This window comes from Enterobacter cloacae complex sp. ESBL7 (genome assembly GCF_041679625.1).
Taxonomy (GTDB): domain Bacteria; phylum Pseudomonadota; class Gammaproteobacteria; order Enterobacterales; family Enterobacteriaceae; genus Enterobacter; species Enterobacter asburiae_B.
The window spans coordinates 280,094-303,347 of the sequence record NZ_JBGORN010000002.1 but is presented as its reverse complement, the minus strand read 5'-3'; the positions used below and the strand labels follow the sequence as shown (position 1 = coordinate 303,347).

Below are 23,254 nucleotides of genomic sequence, written 5' to 3'. Positions count from 1 at the left end.
ATTAATCCCTTAGGAGCAGAGAGCGCAATCCGGCGGCTTTGTTTTCGATCTCCTGCCACTCCTGCTCCGGGTCAGATCCGCTGACAATACCGGCGCCAGCGTAGAGCCGCAGGGAGTCCTCCTGAACGCGCGCGGAGCGCAGCGCCACGCAGAACTCACTCTGTTCGGGGGATAAGTACCCGGCCGAACCGGCGTACCACTCGCGGTTAAAGGGTTCAACCTTCTGGATAAACTCGCGCGCGGGCTGTCGGGGTAATCCGGCAACGGCCGCGGTCGGCTGTAACATGAGCAGACACTGCTCGTCGTCGGCCTGTTTCAGCTCGGTCCAGATACAGCGGCGCAAATGCTGCACCTTACGCAGGCGTACCACCTGGGGGGGCAGTACCTCAAGCGTCTGCGTAGAGCGCTGAAGACGCTGGCAGATATCTTCCACCACCAGCATATTTTCGCGCTGGTTTTTATCATCGTTCAGCAGCCACTCGCCGAGACGCTGCGCCTGGCTATCATCGGCATGGCTGGCGACGGTGCCAGCGAGCGCTTCCGTGCGCAGCAGCTTGCCGCGCCGCCGCCAGAGACGCTCGGGCGTAGAGCCGAGAAACGCGTTGCTGGCGTCGAATACCATGCAGAAATGATAGCAATGTAAATTCAGGGCGCGGCTGGCGGCCATCAGCGCGACAGGGTTAACGCGCTGCGTGAACTGCAGATCGGTTGCCCTGGCGAGCACCACTTTTTCAAACTCACCGCGCGCGATGGTCTCCGTCGCCCTGCGGATAAGTTTCAGCCATTCGGCCTGCTGCGGCTGATGGGTTTCGTGCTCAACATGCACGGAGAGCGGACGGATAGATCTCGCAGGACGGAGCCGCTGTAAAAAATCCTGCGCGACGCGGGCATCCTCCACAAGCGAGCGGTCGCTCCAGAGCTGCAGGCGCAGCGTGGCGTTGCCGGCGGTACGTCGCCAGAGCAGTCGCGGTAAAAAGAGGCTCCCCTGTTCGGGATTAAAGGCGTTCAGGCCGCAGACGCGAGTATCTTGCGCCGCATTTTGCTCGCGCAAAAACTGCGAGGCTAATGCCAGAGAGGAAAATTGGTTGACCGCCCCCAGCGCGGCCAGCTCTTCATCGCCGTTACGCTGCTGCCAGTAAAACTGCGGATAACACTGCTGCTCGCCCAGCCAGGCGAGGGGATCGAAGGCGTCGTTTAACGGGAAAGAGACGTCGAAATGACGTATGCCGGGTGCTGCGGGTAACGCTTGCGATAGCTGGGTACGCAGTTGCTCCAGCGCGAGGAAAATCGAATTCACGCGAACCTCTCCCTGTTAAAACCTCGTATTATACGGGGTACTGGCCATAAATAGCAGTACCCACGTATATACACGGCATCCTTCAAGCTGCCTCGGCGTTGGCTGCGTCTGCTCACCCCAGTCACTTACTTGAGTAAGCTCCTGGGGCTTCTCAGACTTGCCGCCTTGATGCAACTCGAATGATTTTGTGTAAAGGGAGTGGTTAAGCGGCTTAACGACGGGCTAACAGCAGCCCCAGCACCAGCCCTACGGCAGCACCCACCCCAATACCCTGCCACGGTTTTTCATGCACGTAATCATCGGCACGATACACCGCTTTTTTGGCACGGTAGTAGTAAGTATCTGACGCATGGCTGACGCGGTTTTTCACGTCATGCAGCGCCTGCTCGGCACGGGCTTTTAGCTCAATATATTTCTGATCGGCAGGGTCGCCCGAGGAACGTAACACCTCTTCCAGCGTTTCGCTCAGCAAGGCCAGGTCGTCGTCGATACGGGTATCCCAGGATTGAAATGACATATTTTTCTCCATGTTAGTACACCAGTCCGCTAACTATAGCCAACGAGATGCCATTACGCCTGTTTCACTTCTCGCGCCATGCCGACGTGCGGAATGCCATCTTCATCGTATACCTCCGTCACTGGCGCAAAGCCAAAGTGCCCGTAAAAGGATTGAAGATGCGCCTGCGCACCGAGGTATAACGCCTTGTCCGGCCACTGTTTCCGGCACGCCTCCAGCGTTTTTTCCATCAGCTGATAGCCCAGTTTTTCACCGCGCGCCTTGCCGCTGATGATGACGCGGCCAATGACGACAGGCTCAAAATCGTCTTCGCTTTTCAGAATCCTCGCATACGCCACCAGCTCGTTATCCCGCCAGCCGAGGATATGGCGGTTCTCACCGACAAGGTCATCACCATCGATGTCCTGATACGGGCAGGTCTGTTCCACAACAAACACTTCACAGCGCAGCTTCAGCAGGGCGTAAAGTGAATGAACGGTGAGGTCGCTATGATGTAAATCTTGCCACTGGATCATGTCAGTCTCCTTCCTGGGGTTCATCACGTTATACTAAACCCCTCCCCGTTCGGCAAAGGGCTGATTGCGTTATGGAACTGATTTTTCTGGGTACGTCCGCTGGCGTGCCAACCCGCTCACGAAACGTGACGGCGATCCTGCTGGATCTTAAGCATCCCACCCGCGGCGGGCTGTGGCTGTTTGACTGCGGTGAAGGGACGCAGCATCAGCTGTTACACACCGCTTACCACCCCGGCAAGCTGGATAAAATTTTTATCACCCATCTGCATGGCGACCACCTGTTTGGCCTTCCCGGCCTGCTGTGCAGCCGCTCGATGGCCGGTAACGCCAACCCGCTGACGATTTACGGGCCAGCGGGTATTCGTGAATTTGTCGAAACTACGCTGCGCCTGAGCGGGTCATGGACAGATTATCCGCTGGAGGTCGTTGAGATTACCGAAGGCCTGGTTTTTGATGACGGGGATTATCGGGTTACCGCTCAACCGCTCAATCATCCTGTGGAGTGCTATGGCTACCGCATTGAGGCGCATGACAAACCCGGCGCGCTGGATGCCGCCGCGCTGATGGCCGACGGCGTAAAACCCGGGCCGCTGTTCCAGCGTCTGAAGCACGGAGAGACCGTCACGCTGGAGGACGGACGCGTCATCAACGGCCAGGATTATCTCGCCGCACCACAGCCGGGCAAAAAACTGGCGATTTTTGGCGATACGGCCCCGTGCCCGGCGGCGCTCACGCTGGCCCAGGGCGTGGACGTCATGGTGCATGAAGCGACGCTTGAAACGGCAATGGAAGAGAAAGCCAACAGCCGGGGCCATAGCTCCACGCGTCAGGCGGCGCAGCTTGCCCGTGACGCGGGCGTCGGGCGGCTCATCGTCACCCACGTCAGCTCGCGCTACGACGCGCGGGGATGCGCAAACCTGCTGGCAGAGTGCCGCACGCTGTTCCCGGAATGTGAGCTGGCCGAAGATTTCGCTCAGGTTAGCGTTTAGTCCTTCATTTTTCCCTCAGGATGCCGATAACGATTAAAAGGTCAGCATTTCTCTCGAGGGTAGAATGGATAATTTCCAGAAAGATATTGATGACAGGGCGAATCTGACCCTGTCGAACCGTTTTGAACTGTTGCTGTTCCGTCTTGGCACCTCTCTGAACGAAAATAAATCCGAGCTGTTTGGCATTAACGTCTTTAAGCTGCGTGAAATTGTGCCGATGCCGGAGTTCACGAAACCCGCCGGGATGAAGTCACCTCTGATGGGAATGGTGAATATACGCGATCAGGTGATCCCGGTGATTGACCTGGCCGCCGTGGCGGGCTGTAAGCCCACCACCGGGCTGAACATCCTGCTGATCACCGAATATGCGCGCAGCGTGCAGGCGTTTGCCGTGGAATCGGTTGAGAACATCATGCGTCTGGACTGGAAGCAGGTGCATGCGGCGGAAACCGCCGTCAGCGGTCGCTACATCACCAGCATCGCGTGTCTTGACGAAAAGACCGATACCAACGATCTGGCGATGGTGCTGGACGTTGAGCAGATCCTGTATGACATCACCCCGGCCAATCACGATCTGCACGCCACGAACCTGAAGACCACCAAATTCCATATCAAACCGGGCGCTGTCGCCATCGTCGCGGAAGACTCCAAAGTGGCGCGCTCGATGCTGGAAAAAGGTCTGCAGGCCATGGAGATCCCGGCACAGCTGCATATCACCGGCAAAGACGCGTGGGAAAAAATCGGCGTGCTGGCGGCGCAGGCCCAGGCTGAAGGGGTTCCCATCACCGATAAGATCGCTCTGGTGCTGACCGACCTCGAAATGCCGGAGATGGACGGTTTTACGCTGACGCGCAAAATCAAAACCGACCCGATATTGAAGGACATTCCGGTCGTGATCCACTCTTCCCTTTCCGGCAACGCCAACGAAGACCATATTCGCAAGGTGAAGGCGGACGGGTATGTGGCGAAGTTTGAGCTGAACGAGCTGTCGTCGGTGATTGAGGAAGTGCTGGACCGCTCGATGAAGAAGATTGACGGGCCGTTGATTAGCCGGAAGCAGCTGGCTTAGTCGGGTGGCGCTACGCTTACCCGACCTACAAAACCCGTAGGCCCTGCAAGCGTAGCGCCGCTGGACAAACCATAAAAAAACCCGCCGAGGCGGGTTTTTTCGTTACGTGCGGGCTGGTGCCCTCACCCCGTCCCTCTCCCACCGGGAGAGGGCGCAAACATTAAAAAAGGCAACTTTCGTTGCCTTTTTGCTTTCACCTTACATCAGCGGCATCGCTCGCTGCACGATATCAATCAGCGGCTGCGGATAGATACCGAAGATCAGCACCAGCAGTGCGGAGATAAGCACGACAATACCACCGGCGCTGTACTGCCAGTTGGTTGGGGCATCACGATTGAGCTGCTGAGGCGCGCTCAGGTACAGGCTCACGGCCACGCGCAGGTAGTAGTAGAGGCCAATCGCGGAGCCGATAACCACGCCCGCGGTCAGCCACCACAGGTGCGCCTGCACACCGACGGCCAGCACGTAGAACTTACCGATAAAGCCGAGCGTCATCGGGATACCTGCCAGAGAGAGCATCATCACGGTCATTACCGCGGACAGGATCGGACGGTGCCAGAACAGACCACGGTAGGAGAACAGTGAATCGGCATCCGGGCCACGGTACGGGCTGGACATCAGGCTCACCACGCCGAAGGCGCCGAGGCTGCTGAACAGGTAACCGGCCAGATACACGCCCACGGCTTCCATCGACATCTCACCGCTCTGCAGCGCAATCAGCGCCACCATCAGGTAGCCCAGATGAGAGATAGACGAGTAGCCCAGCAGACGCTTGATGTTGGTCTGGCTCAGCGCCATCAGGTTACCGAAGATGATGGAGACGAACGCGATAATGCCCAGCACCACGCGAACCGCTTCGCTGTCACCAACCGGCGCGTACAGGAACAGACGCATGACCACACCGAAGATAGCGATCTTGCTCGCCGTCGCCAGGAAGGTCGACACCGGAGCCGGGGCACCCTGGTATACGTCTGGCGTCCACAGGTGGAACGGCACCAGAGAGAGTTTGAAGCCGAGGCCAACGATCATCATGCCCAGACCCGCCAGCAGCAGCGGCTCATGCAGCATGCCGTCACCGAGGCTCTTGCCGAGCGCCATGAAAGAGAGGTTACCGGACTGTGCGTACAGCAGCGCAATACCAAACAGCAGGAACGAGGACGCAGCAGCAGACAGAATGGTGTACTTGATGCTTGCTTCCAGGGAGCGCTTCTGACGGAAGGCGTAACCAATCAGGCCGAACAGCGGCAGAGAGATCAGCTCAATACCGAGGAACAGCGCGGCCAGGTGGTTCGCATTCGCCAGCAGAATGCCGCCCAGAGCGGCAATCAGAACCAGCAGGTAAAACTCTTCTTTGTTGTCGTTGTAGCCTTCGAGCCACGGGTACGCAAAGGTACAGGTTGCCAGGCTCGCCAGCAGCACCAGACCGGTATACAGCATGGCGTAACCGTCAACGCGCATCAGCGGGGTGACGTCCATCGCCCCACCCTGGCCAACAAACCAGAGAGAGACTAACGCGGCGTTCAGGCCGATGACCGACAGCGTGGCATTCAGGAAGTGATTGCGTCGCCACGCAATGGAGAGCATCACAACCACCACCGTCAATCCGACGATCAGCAGCGGTAGCAGCGCGATCAGTTGTTGTGGAGTTATTGTCATGGCGAATTACGGCCTTGTAGTAGAAGCAGAATTAACAAACCACTGCTGGATGTTACCCATCGCGCTATGCGAGGTATCCAGAATCGGCTGTGGGAAGAAGCCCAGCAGCACCAGCAGTACGACCAGCAGCAGGATGATGAACAGCTCACGCAGCGACATCCCCGGCAGTTCTTGTGCAGCAATTTCGCTCTTCGCTTTACCGAAGTAGGCGCGGTGCAGCATCGCCAGCGAGTACACGGAAGCGAACACCAGACCAAAGGTGGAGATCACGGTAATCACCGGAACCACTTTGAAGCTGCCGAACAGAATCATAAATTCGCCGACGAAGTTACCGGTACCCGGCATCCCCAGGGTAGCCACCGCGAAGAACATGGACAGCGCTGGCAGCCACTTAATTTTGCTCCACAGACCGCCCATCATGCGCATGTCGCGGGTATGCAGACGTTCGTACAGCTGACCGCACAGGATGAAGAGGCCGGCTGCGGACAGACCGTGCGCAATCATCTGGATTACCGCGCCCTGGTACGCCAGCTGGCTACCGGTGTAGATAGCAATCAGCACGAAGCCCATGTGGGAAACGGAGGTGTAGGCAATCAGACGCTTGATGTCGTACTGCGTGAAGGCCATCCAGGCACCGTAGAAGATACCGATCACACCCAGCCACATGGCAATAGGTGCGAACTCTGCGGAGGCATTCGGGAACAGCGGCAGTGCGAAACGCAGCAGACCGTAGGCCGCCGTTTTCAGCAAGATGCCCGCCAGGTCAACGGAACCCGCCGTTGGTGCCTGAGAGTGCGCGTCTGGCAGCCAGCCGTGCAGCGGAACGACCGGCATTTTCACCGCGAACGCGATGAAGAAGCCCAGCATCAGCAGGTATTCAACGCCGTGGGACATTGGCGTTTTCAGCAGATCTTCGTAGTTGAAGGTCCAGGTTCCGGTCGCGTTGTGGTGAACAAACACCAGCGCCAGAATAGCAATCAACATCACCAGACCACTCGCCTGGGTATAGATGAAGAACTTGGTTGCCGCCGTGATACGCGTTTTACCGTCGGACGCCTTGTGGCCCCACAGCGCGATCAGGAAGTACATCGGCACCAGCATCATCTCCCAGAAGAAGAAGAACAGGAACATGTCGATGGCAAGGAACACGCCGATCACGCCGCCCAGGATCCACATCAGGTTCAGGTGGAAGAAGCCCTGGTATTTTTCGATTTCTCGCCAGGAGCAAAGTACCGCCAGAACGCCGAGCAGACCGGTCAGCACCACCATCAGCAGCGACAGACCGTCAATCGCCAGGTGGATCGTAATGCCGAAACGCGGGATCCACGGCAGGATGAACTCAGACTGCCACTGCGGAATGCCCGCAGACTGGGTCAGTGAGTAACCGCCCTGCAACCACAGTTGCAGGCCAAGCGCGAGCGTCAATCCCATGGTGATCAGCGCGATCCAGCGCGGCATCTTCACGCCAAAGCGTTCAGTCTGCCAGCACAGGAAGCCGCCGATGAAGGGAATTAATATTAGCCAGGGTAGTAACATGGCGATTTACATTCCTTTTTAAGGCCCCCAGCAGGGGCCTGATTTTCAACGAATTCGAATAAAATTCACTTAACGATCAACGCAACACCATCAGCAGCGCCAGCACGACAACCGCACCTATGCTCATGGACGCCACATACCAGCGCAGGTAACCGTTCTCGCTGTACAGCAGGCCTTTACCTGCAAAGCGGGAAAGGATCGCCGGGATATTCATCAGGCTGTTCAGTGGGTCGCGCTTCAGCAGCCACGCAATGCCCAGGAACGGCTTAACGAAGATCATGTCGTACAGCCAGTCGAAGCCCCACGCGTTGTACCACCAGGTGCCCAGCAGACGGCCCGGCGCACTGTTGGCAACGGCAGTCACCAGCGTACGTTTGCCCAGCCACAGCCATGCTGCAATCAGGATGCCCGCGATAGCGACCACACCGGAGGTGATTTCAAGCGTCAGAACGCGACCGTGCTCAAGCTCGGTGGTGTCTGGCAGTACGCCCTGCAGCGGTGGCACAATCATCGCGCCAACGAAGGTGGACAGTACCAGCAGCACAATCAGCGGCAGGTGGTGGGTGATCCCCTTCCCTGCGTGAGCGTGAATTTGTTCTTTACCGTGGAATACGATGAAAATCATACGGAAGGTATACAGGGAGGTCATGAACGCACCGACCAGACCCGCAACCATCAGATTGATATGACCATTCGCCATGGCACCCGCAAGGATTTCGTCCTTACTGAAGAAGCCCGCGGTGATCAGCGGCAGTGCCGCCAGCGCCGCGCCGCCCACCAGGAAGCAGACATACACCAGCGGAATGGACTTACGCAGTCCGCCCATCTTGAAGATGTTCTGCTCGTGATGGCAGGCCAGGATCACGGAACCGGATGAGAGGAACAGCAGCGCTTTAAAGAACGCGTGCGTCATCAGGTGGAAAATGGCTGCGTCCCACGCCTGAACGCCCAGCGCCAGGAACATGTAACCAATCTGGCTCATTGTGGAATACGCGAGAACGCGTTTGATGTCGGTCTGCACCAGCGCGGCAAAGCCTGCCAGCACCAGCGTGACCGCACCGACGATACCCACCAGATGCAGAATTTCCGGGGTCATCAGGAACAGGCCATGGGTACGCGCAATCAGGTAGACACCGGCGGTTACCATGGTCGCGGCGTGGATCAGCGCGGAGACAGGGGTTGGACCCGCCATCGCGTCGGCCAGCCAGGTCTGCAACGGCAGCTGCGCGGATTTACCCACGGCGCCACCCAGCAGCATCAGCGTTGCCCACCACAGCATGTTGTTGCCTGCAGCGAAGTGCGCCGGCGCCAGTTCCACCATTTCGCGGAAGTTCAGCGTGCCCAGTTCGTTGTAAAGAATGAACAGCGCGAAAGCGAGGAAGACGTCACCCACGCGGGTCACGACGAACGCTTTCATGGCCGCTGCGCCATTCTTCGGATCGGTGTAGTAGAAACCGATCAGCAGGTAAGAACACAGACCTACGCCTTCCCAGCCCAGATACATCAGCAGCAGGTTATCGGCCAGCACCAGAACCACCATGCTGGCGATAAACAGGTTGGTGTAGGCGAAGAAGCGGGAGTAACCCTCTTCACCGCGCATATACCAGGAGGCGAACATGTGGATCAGGAAGCCCACGCCGGTGACCACGGAGAGCATGGTCAGCGAGAGGCCGTCCAGCACCAGGTTGAAGCCGATGTTGAAATCACCGACCGACATCCAGGTCCACAGCGGCACGCTGAAAGGCTGACGTCCGTTGTTAAAGAAGTCGATACCCGCATACGCCGTCACCAGCGCAGCCAGACCGATGGAGCCAATGCCCACGGTCGCAGACAGATTCTCAGACCAGCGGCCGCGAGAAAACGCCAGCAGCACGAAGCCAATCAGCGGAAAAATAATGGTTAAGGCAAGCATGTTCATCCACGCAACTCACTTACTGAATCGATGTTCAGGTTCTGGCGGCGACGATGGAGCTGCAGCAACAGCGCCAGGCCAATACTCGCTTCGGCAGCCGCGAGGCTGATGGCGAGAATGTACATCACCTGACCATCGGTCTGGCCCCAGTAGCTTCCGGCGACCACGAAGGCCAGCGCGGAGGCGTTAATCATGATTTCCAGACCGATCAGCATAAACAGCAGATTGCGGCGGATAACCAGACCGGTCAGACCCAGAACGAATAAAATCGCAGCGAGGATCAGTCCATGTGTTAAGGGGATCATGCGCGCTCCTCCGTTTTTCTTTTCGCGCGGTCGTCAGTGCGGTTGCTCAGCACCTCGCCAGCACGCTCTTCGCGGCCAACGTGGAAAGCAACAACCAGACCTGCCAGCAGCAGCATTGAGGCCAGTTCAACCGCCAGAACGTATGGGCCAAAGAGGGTAATACCGACCTCTTTAGCGCCGATCGGCGTGCCGTCGATGCCCTGATCGTTGACGCCCAGAATGGCGTAAACAATCACCGCCAGCATGATGGCCGACAAAATTGCCGGGCCAATCCACACCTGCGGTTTTAACCACTGACGTTCCTGCTCAATTTCAGAGCCGCCCAGGTTCAGCATCATCACCACGAACACGAACAGCACCATGATGGCCCCGGCGTAGACGATGATTTCCAGCGCACCGGCGAAGTGCGCGCCCAGTGCGAAGAACACCCCGGAAATGGCCAGCAGCGAGATGATTAAGTACAGCAGCGCATGCACCGGATTGGTGTGCGTAATCACTCGCAGCGTAGCCAGGATGGCGATAAGGCCACAGATATAAAAAGCGAATTCCATTGCCCTCTCCTTACGGTAACAGGCTCTTGACGTCGATAGGCTTAGCTTCGTTCTCTGCTTCGCCCTTATCTTTGCCGTCGATTGCCATACCCGCCATCCGGTAGAAGTTATATTCCGGGTATTTGCCCGGACCGGAAATCAGCAGATCCTCTTTCTCGTACACCAGGTCCTGACGCTTGTACTCACCCAGCTCGAAGTCTGGAGTCAGCTGAATCGCCGTGGTTGGGCACGCTTCTTCACACAGACCGCAGAAAATGCAGCGTGAGAAGTTGATGCGGAAGAACTCAGGGTACCAGCGGCCGTCTACCGTCTCTGCTTTCTGCAGAGAGATACAGCCGACCGGACACGCTACCGCACACAGGTTACAGGCAACGCAGCGCTCGGAACCGTCCGGGTCGCGCGTCAGCACGATACGGCCACGGTAGCGCGGCGGCAGATATACCGGCTCTTCCGGGTACATCCGGGTTTCGCGTTTGGCAAACGCGTGCAGGCCGATCATCCAGATACTGCGTACCTGGGTACCAAAGCCTACCAGTAATTCTTTTAAGGTCATGGTCTATAGCCCCTTATGGCTGCTGCCAGAGAATGACAGCCGCCGTTACCAACAAGTTGACGAGCGTCAGCGGCAGGCACACTTTCCAGCCGAAGGACATTACCTGGTCATAACGCGGACGCGGTAACGCTGCGCGAATCAAAATGAACATCATCATGAAGAACGCGGTTTTCAGCGCGAACCAGATGAACGGCGGTAAGAACGGGCCATGCCAGCCACCGAAGAACAGCGTTACCATCAACGCGGAAATGGTGACGATACCGATGTACTCGCCCACGAAGAACAGACCGAATTTCATACCGGAATATTCGATGTGGTAACCGTCGGCCAGTTCCTGTTCGGCTTCTGGCTGGTCAAACGGGTGACGGTGACACACCGCCACGCCCGCGATAGCAAAGGTAATAAACCCAAAGAACTGCGGGATAACGTTCCAGATGTCGGCCTGGTTATTGACGATGTCGGTCATGTTGAATGAACCGGCCTGCGCCACCACGCCCATCAGGGAGAGACCCAGGAACACTTCGTAGCTCAGCGTCTGCGCGGAAGCACGCATCGCACCCAGCAGCGAGTATTTGTTGTTACTGGACCAGCCTGCGAACAGCACCGCGTACACCGCGAGGCCTGCCATCATCAGGAAGAACAGAATGCCGATGTTCAGGTCAGCGACCACCCAGGTCGGGCTGACCGGAACGATAGCAAACGCCAGCAGCAGCGAGGTGAAGGCGATCATCGGTGCCAGAGTAAAGATCACGCGGTCCGAGAAGCGCGGGATCCAGTCCTCTTTAAAGAACATCTTGATCATGTCCGCGACCAGCTGGAGTGAACCACCCCAACCCACGCGGTTCGGTCCGTAACGGTTCTGGAACAGACCGAGCAGACGACGTTCACCAAAGCTCATGAACGCGCCGCAGGTGACCACCACCAGCAGGATAACAATCGCTTTCAGAATGCTCAGCAGGATGTCGATAAGATCCGGCGTTAACCAACTCATGCTTTTGCCTCCTGCAGATTATCAAGACGCGCACCCGCCAGAACCGGCGCGATGCCAGGCATACCCATCGGCAGACCCACCTGCCCTGCTGTCAGACCTTCGGAGATAATCAGCGGCAGGCTGATTGTCTGGCCGTCATAGCTAAAGGCGATGTTCGCGCCCGCGTTTACGCCAAGCTTCGCGGCATCCGCCGGGTTGAGCTTGATGTAAGGCTGCGGCATACGGGTCTGGAAGACAGGCGAACGCTGAGACAGCTCGTCGCTACCGAACAGATGGTAGTACGGCGCGATACGCCAGCTGCCATCCTGCGCCTGGAAGCTCGCCGGTACGGAGGTGAAGAAGTCCAGACCGGTTTCGGAGGCTTCAATCAGACGCACGCCCGGATCGCCGTGACGCAGGGAGCCACCCACTTCAGCCTGGAACTTGTTCCATGCCTGCGGGGAGTTCCAGCCTGGCGCCCATGCGAATGGGATTTGCGAACGCGGCGCAGACGGCTGGTTGTTCCCTTCCATAGAGAAGGCGAACATGGTGTCTTTATCCTGCGGCTGGCGCGGTTCGTGCACGCTGATATTGGCGCGCATCGCGGTACGGCCGCTGTAACGGTGCGGTTCACGCGCCAGTTTCTGGCCGCGAATGCGGAAGCTTGCTTCAGGTGCGGCATCTTTAATGCCTGCCAGCTGAGGCAGTTTTTCCACTACCGCGTCGATAACGTGGTCGAGCTGCGTCCAGTCCACTTCACGGCTCTGCACGGTGCTGTGCAGGGAGTGCAGCCAGCGCCAGCTTTCCAGCATCACGGTGTTGCTGTCGTAGTACGCCGGATCGTAAACCTGGAAGAAACGCTGGGCGCGACCTTCGTTGTTGATAACGGTACCGTCGCTTTCTGCGAAGCTTGCCGCAGAGAGCACCAGGTGCGCTTTGTCCATGATCGCGGTGCGCTGATGGTCAATGACCATTACCAGCGGCGCTTTGGAGAGCGCGGCGTCAACGCGAGCGGCAGAGGCGTGGCGATGCAGATCGTTTTCCAGCACCACAACGGCGTCAGCGGCACCGGACTCCAGTTCGCTTAACGCTGCTTCCAGCGAGCCGCCGCCGATCATGCCCAGACCAATGCTGTTCACCGCACGGGCAATCATGGTCACACCGACATCAGCACCGCGGCCTTTCAGGGCTTTAGCAACGTTGGCTGCCGCCTGAATGATCTCCGCGCTGCCGGCGTTGGTACCGGAAATAATCAGCGGTTTTTTCGCACCCGCCAGGGCCTGAACAATCACGTCAACCTTGTTCTGCAGGTCGCGATCCAGTTCAACGGCCGGTGAGCTGCTGTCCAGCGCGTGGGCAATGGCAAAGCCGAGGCGCGCCTGATCTTCAACCGGCGCGCAGTAGGTCCACGCCGCGATATCGTCCAGACGGGTGTTGTCGACGTTGGTCACAAACAGAGGATGCTTCGCGCGCTGGCCGATGTTGAGGATCGCCGCAATCTGCCAGTCAGCCACTTTCTGCGCCGCTGCCATTTCACGTGCTTTCCCCTTCACCGCCTGACGAACCGCCAGAGCCGCGCGTGCGCCCGTCTGCGTCAGGTCTTCACCCAGCACCAGGACCGCATCATAAGATTCGATTTCGCGCAGCGCAGGGGTATGAATACCGCCTTCACGCAGCACTTTCAGTACCAGCTGCAGACGTTCCTGCTCGCCCTGAGCGATACCGGTATAGAAGTTTTCCGCTCCAACCAGCTCGCGCAGCGCAAAGTTGCTTTCGATGCTGGCGCGCGGGGAGCCGATACCGATCACTTTCTTCGACTGGCGCAGAATATCTGCCGCGCCCTGCATCGCCTGTTCAGCGTTCAGGGTAATGAAGTCGTCGCCACGGCGCTGAACCGGCTGACGCGGACGGTCTTTCAGGTTCACATAGCCATAGCCGAAACGACCGCGGTCGCAGAGGAAGTAGTGGTTAACGGTGCCGTTGTAACGGTTTTCGATACGACGCAGCTCGCCGTAACGCTCACCCGGGCTGGTGTTACAGCCGAGGGAACACTGCTGGCAGATGCTTGGCGCAAACTGCATGTCCCATTTACGGTTGTAACGCTCGGAGTGGGTTTTATCGGTGAATACGCCTGTCGGGCAGATTTCTACCAGGTTACCGGAGAATTCGCTTTCCAGCACGCCGTCTTCCGGACGACCGAAGTAGACGTTATCGTGCGCGCCATACACGCCCAGATCCTGACCGTCTGCGTAATCTTTGTAGTAACGCACGCAGCGGTAGCAGGCGATGCAGCGGTTCATTTCGTGAGAGATGAACGGCCCCAGGTCCTGGTTACGGTGGGTACGCTTGGTAAAGCGATAGCGACGGAAGCTGTGGCCGGTCATCACGGTCATATCCTGAAGGTGGCAGTTACCGCCCTCTTCACAGACCGGACAGTCGTGCGGGTGGTTGGTCATCAACCATTCCACAACGCTTTCGCGGAACTGTTTAGCTTCTTCGTCATCAATCGAAATAAAAGTGCCTTCGGTGGCTGGCGTCATACAGGACATCACCAGGCGACCACGCGTGTCTTCCGCGTTTTGATATTGCTTCACCGCACACTGGCGGCAAGCACCGACGCTGCCCAGCGCCGGATGCCAGCAAAAGTACGGAATATCGAGGCCAAGAGACAGACAAGCTTCCAGCAGGTTGTCCGCCCCGTTGACTTCGTATTCTTTGCCGTCTACATGAATCGTAGCCATTAGCATGCTTCCAGTTGGCTCGGTCGAAACCGAGCGTTAATCAAAATTCTTGTCGTTACCAGCGCGCTTTAAGCAGGTTCGGCTGAATCCCATTGATGGCATGGGTATTGCTGAACGGCTGCTTGATGCCTGCTTCGAACTCGTCGCGGAAATATTTGATCGCGCTCTGCAGAGGTTCGACGGCACCCGGTGCGTGGGCACAGAAGGTTTTACCCGGGCCTAAGAATCGACACAGTTGCTCAAGCGTCTCGATATCCCCAGGCTGGCCTTCACCACGTTCGATTGCACGCAGGATCTTCACGCTCCACGGCAGGCCATCACGGCACGGTGTGCACCAGCCGCAGGACTCGCGGGCGAAGAACTCTTCCAGGTTACGCACCAGCGAGACCATGCCGATCTCGTGGTCGACGGCCATCGCCAGCGCCGTACCCAGACGGCTGCCTGCTTTACCAATGCTTTCGAATTCCATTGGCAGGTCAAGATGGGCTTCGGTCAGGAAGTCGGTCCCTGCCCCACCCGGCTGCCAGGCTTTGAATTTCAGGCCATCGCGCATGCCGCCAGCGTAGTCCTCAAGAATTTCACGTGCGGTGGTACCGAACGGCAGTTCCCAGACGCCAGGATTTTTAACGCGACCAGAGAAGCCCATCAGCTTGGTACCGGCATCTTTGCTTGAGGAGATGCCCTGATACCACTCCACGCCGTTGGCGAGGATAGCCGGAACGTTACACAGGGTTTCAACGTTGTTTACGCAGGTCGGTTTACCCCATACGCCGGAACTTGCCGGGAACGGTGGCTTGGAACGCGGGTTCGCGCGGCGGCCTTCCAGGGAGTTAATCAGCGCGGTTTCTTCGCCGCAGATATAACGCCCTGCGCCGGTGTGCACGAACAGTTCAAAGTCAAAGCCGGTGCCCAGGATGTTTTTACCCAGCAGGCCCGCTTCGGTGGCTTCGGCAATCGCGCGACGCAGGTTTTCCGCTGCTTCGATGTACTCACCGCGCAGGAAGATGTAGCCACGGTACGCTTTCAGCGCAAACGCGGAGATCAGCATGCCTTCCACCAGCAGGTGCGGCAGCTGTTCCATCAGCAGGCGGTCTTTATAGGTACCCGGCTCCATTTCATCGGCGTTACACAGCAGGTAACGGATGTTCATGGATTCGTCTTTCGGCATCAGGCTCCACTTCAAACCGGTGGAGAAGCCCGCACCGCCGCGCCCTTTTAGGCCGGAGTCTTTCACCGCATTAACGATGTCGTCCGGTGCCATGCCGCCAAGGGCTTTACGCGCGCCGGCATAGCCGTTTTTGCTCTGGTATTCGTCGAGCCATACCGGCTGTTTGTCATCGCGCAGACGCCAGGTCAGCGGATGCGTCTCAGCAGTACGAATTACAGTTTTCATTTGTACTGCTCCAGCAGGTCAGGAATCGCTTCCGGCGTCAGATGGCTGTGAGTGTCCTCATCAATCATCATGGTCGGCCCCTTGTCGCAGTTACCCAGGCAGCAGGTTGGCAGCAGGGTAAAGCGTCCATCGAACGTGGTCTGGCCCGGCTTGATATTGAGCTTTTTCTCAATCGCAGCCTGAATGCCCTGATAACCGGTGATGTGGCAGACAACGCTGTCACAGTAGCGGATCACGTGGCGGCCTACCGGCTGACGGAAGATCTGGCTGTAGAACGTGGCTACGCCCTCTACGTCACTTGCCGGAATACCCAGCACTTTCGCGATCTCATAGATCGCCCCATCCGGCACCCAACCACGCTGTTTCTGTACGATTTTCAGCGCTTCAATGGACGCCGCACGCGGGTCTTCGTAGTGGTGCATCTCGTGCTCAATCGCGGCACGTTCTGCTTCACTCAGCTCAAAAGCCTCGGTTTGTGGTTGTTGATTCTCGTGCATAATTAGCGGTCCACATCTGACATAACAAAATCGATACTACCCAGATACACAATCAGGTCGGAGACCAGACTGCCGCGGATGGCGGACGGGATCTGCTGCAGGTGCGCAAAGCTCGGCGTACGCACGCGGGTACGGTAGCTCATGGTGCTGCCGTCACTGGTCAGGTAGTAACTGTTAATACCCTTGGTCGCTTCAATCATCTGGAAGGATTCTTGCGCCGGCATGACCGGACCCCAGGAAACCTGCAGGAAGTGGGTGATCAGGGTTTCGATATGCTGCAGCGTGCGCTCTTTCGGTGGCGGCGTCGTCAGCGGGTGATCCGCCTTGAACGGGCCTTCCGGCATGTTGTTGAGGCACTGCTCAAGGATGCGCAGACTCTGGCGCAGCTCTTCCACTTTCAGCATCACGCGGGTGTAGCAGTCGGAAACACCGCCGCCCACCGGGACTTCAAAGTCGAAGTTCTCGTAGCCAGAGTAAGGACGGGCTTTACGCACGTCGAAATCAATACCGGTCGCACGCAGACCTGCACCTGTCGTACCCCACTCCAGCGCTTCTTTCGCGCCGTAGGCAGCAACGCCCTGGGAACGGCCTTTCAGGATGGTGTTACGCAGCGCGGCTTTCTCGTATGACGCCAGACGTTTTGGCATCCAGTCGAGGAACTCACGCAGCAGACGGTCCCAGCCGCGCGGCAGATCGTGTGCCACGCCGCCGATACGGAACCAGGCCGGGTGCATACGGAAACCGGTAATCGCTTCCACCAGATCGTAGATTTTCTGACGGTCGGTAAAGGCGAAGAAGACCGGAGTCATCGCGCCGACGTCCTGAATGAACGTGGAGATGTACAGCAGGTGGCTGTTGATACGGAACAGTTCTGACAGCATAACGCGAATCACGTTAACGCGATCCGGCGTAACGATACCCGCTAGTTTCTCAACGGCCAGCACGTATGGCATTTCGTTGACGCAGCCGCCGAGGTACTCGATACGGTCGGTATAAGGAATGTAGCTGTGCCAGGACTGACGCTCGCCCATCTTCTCAGCACCACGGTGGTGGTAGCCGATGTCCGGAACGCAGTCGACAATCTCTTCGCCATCAAGCTGAAGGATAATACGGAATGCACCGTGCGCAGACGGGTGGTTTGGACCGAGGTTGAGGAACATGAAGTCCTCGTTGTCGGTACCGCGCTTCATGCCCCAGTCTTCCGGTTTGAAGGTCAGCGCTTCCATCTCCAGATCCTGTTTGGCTTTGGTCAGCTCAAACGGGTCGAATTCGGTTGCACGCGCAGGGTAGTCTTTACGCAGCGGGTGGCCGGTCCAGGTCTGCGGCATCATGATGCGCGTCAGATGCGGGTGGCCGTCGAAGGTCATGCCGAACATTTCCCAGGTTTCACGCTCATACCAGTTCGCGTTCGGGAAAAGTTTGGTGATCGTCGGCAGATGCATGTCGTTTTCAGACAATGCCACCTTGAGCATGATATCCGTATTACGGTCTATTGAGATCAGGTGGTAGAAAACGGAAAAATCCGCAGCAGGGAGACCCTGGCGGTGGGTACGCAGACGTTCATCCATGCCGTGTAAGTCAAACAGCATGACGTACGGTTTTGGCAATTTCTTAAGGAAATCGACAACTTCCAGCAATTGCTCACGCTTCACCCAAACAACGGGTACCCCGGTGCGGGTAGCCTGAACAGTAAAGGCATCCGGCCCAAAACGGTTGCGCAGTTCGCCAATGACTGGGTCATCCAGATGATCCCGGGTCTGCCAGGCAGCTTCTTGCGCGGTTAAGTCGGTCATATTGTTCACCATTGCAAATGGTCCGTGGTGACTGTTGAGCCTGGCTTCGCGCTATTTGAGTAGTGATATGCGAAGGTGTTCTCCAGGCCTACAGGCGCAAATTAAATTTCGTCAGGCGTACGCAGATTGGTGACGGCAATACGTTCACCACGTTTACGCTCGCGCTCAGACTGCATGTTCGCGCGATACACACCCTGATCGCCAACAACCCACGACAGTGGGCGACGTTCTTTACCAATAGATTCCTGCAGCAGCATCAGCGCCTGCATGTAGGCTTCCGGACGTGGCGGACAACCCGGGATGTACACATCCACTGGGATAAATTTATCTACGCCCTGCACGACGGAATAAATGTCGTACATACCGCCAGAGTTTGCACATGCGCCCATGGAGATAACCCATTTTGGCTCCAGCATCTGGTCGTAAAGACGCTGAATAACAGGTGCCATCTTGGTAAAGCACGTACCGGCAACCACCATCAGGTCAGCCTGACGCGGGGAAGCACGGAGTACCTCGGCCCCAAAACGCGCAACGTCATGCACCGCAGTGAATGACGTCACCATTTCAACGTAGCAGCAAGAAAGGCCAAAGTTGTAAGGCCAGATGGAGTTCTTACGACCCCAGTTGACCATATCATGCATGGCATGTTCGAGTTTGCCCATGTACACGCTTTTATTGACTTCTTGCTCCAGGGGGTCGGTTACGATCTCCTGTTTTTGCAGGGGGTAACGGTCATTCTCACCGTTAGGATCTATGCGGGTGAGCGTATAATCCATCTTATTGCCTCGCTGTTACTGCTGACGATTAGAGATACTGTTTTCCGGGTTGATGTGTTCACGACGTGAACGCGCAGGCGTCCAGTCAAGCGCGCCAATACGCACCAGATAAACCAGACCGGCCAGTAGCACTAAAATGAAAATTGCGGCCTCGACAAAGCCCACCCAACCACTTTCGCGGATGGACGTTGACCATGCGAAAAGGTAAAGCGCTTCCACGTCGAAGATGACGAAGAACATGGCTACCAGATAGAACTTGGCAGACAGGCGTAAGCGAGCGGAACCTACTGAATCAATACCTGATTCGAAAGGTGTGTTTTTGTGCCTTGCACGGGCGCGACCGCCCAGGAACCAGCCGCCGACTAACATCAGGCAGCACAGGCCAATGGCTACAATAAGAAAGATTGCGAATGCCCAGTGATGAGCGATGACTTCTGTGGATGTTGACATACTCATTGCTTACTCATCAAAAGTGATACCAACGACACTGCTCTTGCTGGCAGATGGGCATCACATCGATTCATGGGGAGGAACAAATAACCTTACACTAACTGTCAGAAATGAGACGTAGACAGCAAAATGATGGGGTTTTTTACTCCTTTCTATAACCTATTGTCAACTTTAACAAAGGTTTCTTCACATTAAATTACATCGAGCGATTCTCATTAACATTTGGTGCCCTTTAACCTTGGTGGGTGCATGACTTTCCGTCAAATGTATGTTGTTGAATCGTGTCCGTTTCGGAAGTAAAAAAAATAACCCTCCTATTTTGACAGGATTTGCCAACGATTCCTCCCCCCAAATAGGAGTATTTTCTTGATCTGCGACACGCTTTTGTTAATTCAACATGGAAAACGGCAACATATTTCCTGTTTTTTTAACATGAGAGGGATATGGGCGAAGTTAGAACGGAAAACGGACAAGTTTTAAGCAAAAGTATTCAGCTTATTGATAAATAAGAGAGTATCCTGAAAACCCTTGCGCCATAAGCGGGTATTATTGCGTAAAAAAAGCCACTGCATGTGAAAATCACACGAGTGGCTGTTTTTTACACTTACATTTTGTTACCAGAATATTGAGCTATCGATCACTCAAAATCCCCTTCGACGATAAGGGAGTCATCCCCCCCTTCCGAGGTAACGCGCTCGAATTGCCACGGGTTATGGTAGTTTTCCATCGCCTCGAACACCACTTTGGCCAACTCGTTATGGCTGGACGAATTGTGGCAGAGCAGATACTCCGTATCCGGCAGCGCAGGAAGACCGTCGGATTTCCCCAGAACGCGCAGATCGGGGCTCATCATCTCTACCGGACGGGCCGTTACGCCCAGACCGGCCTTCACGGCGGCACGAACCGCTGGCAGCGTGGAAGCCACATACGCCAGACGCCACGGAATATTGGCCTCATTCAGCGCCGTGAGCACCATATCGCGGAACGGGCTCGGGTCATCCAGCAAGACCAGCGGAACCGGCTCCCCTTTTTGCAGCACGTACTCGGCTGCGCAATACCAGTGCGTAGGTGATGTGCGCAGCGTCAGGCAATCAAACTGCCCGGGACGATGCGTCGTCACCACAAGGTCGACTTTGTGCTCATTTAACATCTCAACCATAAAGGCATTACGTTTCACGCTAACGTCCAGCGCAAGCTTCGGATAAACCGAACTAATACGGTTGAGAAGAAACGGCAATATAGTATCCGCTGACTCATCAGATGCGCCTAACGTTAGCACCCCTTGAAGGTTGCTAAACATTAATGACATACATGCTTCATCATTAAAGCGAAGAATTTTCCTGGCATAACCCAGTAGCTGAATACCGTGTTCCGTTAAGAGCTTATTACGCCCGTGACGTGCAAAAAGCTCTTTACCAACCAGTTGCTCCAGCCGCTGCATTTGCTGGCTAACGGCGGACTGAGTTCGGCAAACGGCGGCAGCAGCTGCTGCAAAAGTGTTGAGATCGGCGACCGCAACAAACGTTCTCAGCAGATCGAGGTCGAGATTCATTATCGGACGATTTGCATTTATCATATCTATTCACTTTCAGGTTGCTCGTGCGGAGCTGCCCGGGTTGAAGCTGTGTGTAACAGTTAAGCAATTCCCTCTGAAGGTTTTCCCTCGCATCCCGGCCCGGCAGACTGCCTGACAGATAGTTATTGTGCTGCTTTATATCAACAGTCAGAAAGCACGTTTCATGACGTTATTTTTATTCTCTTAAACGTTCAGGATATTTAGATGTTCGCAGGTTTATGTAAATTACATTAAAGGTATAACACCTTTTCTGCCATCTTTATCGCAGCGCTGTCAACGTAGCAGGAGATGTGCGACACATTCCAGCCAGAGATAACTCCAACAATAACAATCAATTAATTCGAAAAGTCAGTGCCAGATATACAAAATTCTTGCATCTGTCCTCTGCTTTCCTGAAAGACATCTTAACCCAAATCCACTTTATTTATAAGTCTTATTGCAATATTGAGGATTAAAGAAGGATGTTAAGCTTCTAAACTAATTTTATTAAAATTAACTAAAGTTGCATTTTATAGGTTAATAATAAATAAATTTTAATTTAGATTAAGACCATTCATTAATGGCACTTAACATTAATTTCACATGAGTAACTTTTAGCCACATTATGCTTTTACAGGAACATGTATCAAGCATTCAGGTTTTACGAAAAGTCACGCAGGGTGATTGCTACCGTTGTCAGGTTCACCACTTATTTTTACCAGCACAATATACAGAATTCTGACAAATGAATAGCACATTTAACCTATCATCGTGCCATGCGCACAACTTTAAGACAGTAAAAAAGCTAACGCACAGCGAAAAAGATTTATCAAAATTTTGCTCCCGGCACAAAATCTTCTACTGCACACCCTTCAAAACGAAGCGAGGGGGGAGTACATTATTCCGTGCTGACTTCCACGGCAGGGAGCGGCAATAATAGCGAAAAGGTTAAAGGTTCATGTCCCCTATCGAAAAATCCAGCAAGCTAGATAACGTCTGTTATGACATCCGCGGCCCGGTTCTGAAAGAGGCAAAACGCCTTGAAGAGGAAGGCAACAAGGTTCTGAAACTCAACATTGGTAACCCTGCGCCATTTGGTTTTGAAGCGCCGGATGAAATTCTGGTTGATGTGATCCGCAACCTTCCAACTGCACAAGGCTATTGCGATTCAAAAGGACTTTACTCCGCACGTAAAGCCATCATGCAGCACTACCAGGCGCGCGGTATGCGTGATGTTACCGTTGAAGATATCTATATCGGCAATGGCGTTTCCGAACTGATCGTGCAGGCGATGCAGGCGCTGCTGAACAGCGGGGACGAAATGCTGGTGCCCGCGCCGGACTATCCGCTGTGGACGGCTGCCGTATCACTGTCGAGCGGGAAAGCCGTGCACTATCTGTGCGACGAGTCCTCCGACTGGTTCCCGGACCTCGATGATATTCGCGCAAAAATCACGCCCCGCACGCGCGGCATCGTGATCATTAACCCGAACAACCCGACGGGTGCAGTGTACTCAAAAGAGTTGCTGATGGAGATCGTCGAGCTCGCCCGCCAGCACAACCTGATCATCTTTGCCGACGAAATTTACGACAAGATCCTGTACGACGCGGCACAGCACCACTCAATCGCTGCGCTGGCACCGGATCTGCTGACCGTCACCTTTAACGGCCTGTCTAAAACCTACCGCGTGGCCGGTTTCCGTCAGGGCTGGATGGTACTGAACGGCCCGAAAAAGCACGCCAAAGGCTATATCGAAGGGCTGGAGATGCTGGCCTCGATGCGTTTATGCGCCAACGTGCCGGCGCAGCACGCAATCCAGACGGCGCTGGGTGGTTATCAGAGCATTAGCGAGTTCATCGTTCCCGGTGGTCGCCTGTATGAACAGCGCAACCGCGCGTGGGAGCTGATCAACGATATCCCGGGCGTCTCCTGCGTGAAGCCGAATGGCGCGCTGTATATGTTCCCGAAAATTGACGCGAAGCGCTTCAATATTCATGACGATCAGAAAATGGTGCTGGATTTCCTGCTTCAGGAAAAAGTGCTGCTGGTTCAGGGGACGGCGTTTAACTGGCCGTGGCCGGATCACGTGCGCATCGTGACGCTGCCGCGCGAAGATGACCTCGAAATGGCCATCAGCCGCTTCGGGCGCTTCCTCTCCGGATACCATCAGTAATCTTAA

Annotated in this window: 20 protein-coding genes; 3 read left to right on the top strand and 17 right to left on the bottom strand. The window is 55.9% G+C overall.

Annotation, left to right across the window (positions count from 1 at the left end; translation table 11 throughout):
- Position 1: 1 nt before the first annotated feature.
- The 3 genes from menF to ACERY3_RS11565 form a co-directional block, all read right to left on the bottom strand.
- Positions 2–1,297, bottom strand: coding sequence for an isochorismate synthase MenF (gene menF / locus ACERY3_RS11575; RefSeq protein WP_373225694.1), 1,296 nt, complete (start codon positions 1,295–1,297; stop codon positions 2–4).
- A 211-nt stretch (positions 1,298–1,508) separates the two neighbouring features.
- Positions 1,509–1,814 (bottom strand): stress response protein ElaB, encoded by a 306-nt coding sequence (gene elaB / locus ACERY3_RS11570; protein ID WP_058841550.1) that lies wholly within the window; start codon positions 1,812–1,814, stop codon positions 1,509–1,511.
- A 53-nt stretch (positions 1,815–1,867) separates the two neighbouring features.
- Positions 1,868–2,329: a GNAT family N-acetyltransferase gene (locus tag ACERY3_RS11565; RefSeq protein ID WP_033146075.1), complete on the bottom strand. Its 462-nt coding sequence runs from the start codon at positions 2,327–2,329 to the stop codon at positions 1,868–1,870.
- 71 nt (positions 2,330–2,400) lie between these two features.
- On the opposite strand from ACERY3_RS11565, the gene rbn reads away from it, so the two are divergent.
- The gene (gene rbn / locus ACERY3_RS11560) at positions 2,401–3,318 is read left to right on the top strand and encodes a ribonuclease BN (protein WP_182383828.1); all 918 of its coding nucleotides are present in this window, start codon (positions 2,401–2,403) and stop codon (positions 3,316–3,318) included.
- Between the two features lie 64 nt (positions 3,319–3,382).
- Positions 3,383–4,387, top strand: a complete 1,005-nt coding sequence (locus ACERY3_RS11555) for a chemotaxis protein (RefSeq protein ID WP_033146077.1) — start codon at positions 3,383–3,385, stop codon at positions 4,385–4,387.
- Between the two features lie 198 nt (positions 4,388–4,585).
- Here the strand turns inward: ACERY3_RS11555 and nuoN are convergent, their stop codons facing one another.
- The 14 genes from nuoN to lrhA all read right to left on the bottom strand — a co-directional run bounded on the left by nuoN (position 4,586) and on the right by lrhA (position 21,096).
- Positions 4,586–6,043, bottom strand: a complete 1,458-nt coding sequence (gene nuoN, locus ACERY3_RS11550) for an NADH-quinone oxidoreductase subunit NuoN (RefSeq protein ID WP_029740937.1) — start codon at positions 6,041–6,043, stop codon at positions 4,586–4,588.
- 6 nt (positions 6,044–6,049) lie between these two features.
- On the bottom strand, positions 6,050–7,579 hold the full coding sequence (nuoM, locus tag ACERY3_RS11545) for an NADH-quinone oxidoreductase subunit M (protein WP_023312532.1): 1,530 nt from the start codon (positions 7,577–7,579) through the stop codon (positions 6,050–6,052).
- A gap of 76 nt (positions 7,580–7,655) precedes the next feature.
- Complete coding sequence (nuoL, locus tag ACERY3_RS11540) at positions 7,656–9,497, bottom strand: NADH-quinone oxidoreductase subunit L (RefSeq protein ID WP_014884634.1); 1,842 nt, start codon at positions 9,495–9,497, stop codon at positions 7,656–7,658.
- The gene (nuoK, locus tag ACERY3_RS11535) at positions 9,494–9,796 is read right to left on the bottom strand and encodes an NADH-quinone oxidoreductase subunit NuoK (RefSeq protein WP_003861496.1); all 303 of its coding nucleotides are present in this window, start codon (positions 9,794–9,796) and stop codon (positions 9,494–9,496) included. The genes nuoL and nuoK overlap by 4 nt, the downstream gene beginning before the upstream one ends.
- Positions 9,793–10,347, bottom strand: a complete 555-nt coding sequence (gene nuoJ / locus ACERY3_RS11530) for an NADH-quinone oxidoreductase subunit J (RefSeq protein WP_023312534.1) — start codon at positions 10,345–10,347, stop codon at positions 9,793–9,795. The genes nuoK and nuoJ overlap by 4 nt, the downstream gene beginning before the upstream one ends.
- A gap of 10 nt (positions 10,348–10,357) precedes the next feature.
- Positions 10,358–10,900: an NADH-quinone oxidoreductase subunit NuoI gene (nuoI, locus tag ACERY3_RS11525; protein ID WP_003861491.1), complete on the bottom strand. Its 543-nt coding sequence runs from the start codon at positions 10,898–10,900 to the stop codon at positions 10,358–10,360.
- A gap of 13 nt (positions 10,901–10,913) precedes the next feature.
- Positions 10,914–11,891, bottom strand: coding sequence for an NADH-quinone oxidoreductase subunit NuoH (gene nuoH, locus ACERY3_RS11520; RefSeq protein ID WP_008500211.1), 978 nt, complete (start codon positions 11,889–11,891; stop codon positions 10,914–10,916).
- Complete coding sequence (gene nuoG / locus ACERY3_RS11515) at positions 11,888–14,611, bottom strand: NADH-quinone oxidoreductase subunit NuoG (protein ID WP_182071323.1); 2,724 nt, start codon at positions 14,609–14,611, stop codon at positions 11,888–11,890. The genes nuoH and nuoG overlap by 4 nt, the downstream gene beginning before the upstream one ends.
- Positions 14,612–14,666: 55 nt before the next feature.
- Complete coding sequence (gene nuoF / locus ACERY3_RS11510) at positions 14,667–16,004, bottom strand: NADH-quinone oxidoreductase subunit NuoF (protein WP_023312536.1); 1,338 nt, start codon at positions 16,002–16,004, stop codon at positions 14,667–14,669.
- Positions 16,001–16,501 carry an NADH-quinone oxidoreductase subunit NuoE gene (gene nuoE / locus ACERY3_RS11505; protein WP_006176513.1) on the bottom strand — a complete coding sequence of 167 codons (501 nt, stop codon included), beginning with the start codon at positions 16,499–16,501 and terminating at the stop codon, positions 16,001–16,003. Before nuoE ends, nuoF begins: the two co-directional genes overlap by 4 nt.
- Before the next feature lie 2 nt (positions 16,502–16,503).
- Positions 16,504–18,306, bottom strand: coding sequence for an NADH-quinone oxidoreductase subunit C/D (nuoC, locus tag ACERY3_RS11500; RefSeq protein ID WP_023312537.1), 1,803 nt, complete (start codon positions 18,304–18,306; stop codon positions 16,504–16,506).
- 89 nt (positions 18,307–18,395) lie between these two features.
- Positions 18,396–19,070 carry an NADH-quinone oxidoreductase subunit NuoB gene (gene nuoB / locus ACERY3_RS11495; protein ID WP_003861482.1) on the bottom strand — a complete coding sequence of 225 codons (675 nt, stop codon included), beginning with the start codon at positions 19,068–19,070 and terminating at the stop codon, positions 18,396–18,398.
- 15 nt (positions 19,071–19,085) lie between these two features.
- On the bottom strand, positions 19,086–19,526 hold the full coding sequence (gene nuoA / locus ACERY3_RS11490; protein ID WP_014171000.1) for an NADH-quinone oxidoreductase subunit NuoA: 441 nt from the start codon (positions 19,524–19,526) through the stop codon (positions 19,086–19,088).
- 631 nt (positions 19,527–20,157) lie between these two features.
- Positions 20,158–21,096, bottom strand: coding sequence for a transcriptional regulator LrhA (gene lrhA / locus ACERY3_RS11485; protein WP_029741933.1), 939 nt, complete (start codon positions 21,094–21,096; stop codon positions 20,158–20,160).
- A 937-nt stretch (positions 21,097–22,033) separates the two neighbouring features.
- Between lrhA and alaA the strand changes: the two genes are divergently transcribed.
- Positions 22,034–23,248, top strand: a complete 1,215-nt coding sequence (gene alaA / locus ACERY3_RS11480; protein WP_008500204.1) for an alanine transaminase AlaA — start codon at positions 22,034–22,036, stop codon at positions 23,246–23,248.
- Positions 23,249–23,254 lie beyond the last annotated feature (6 nt).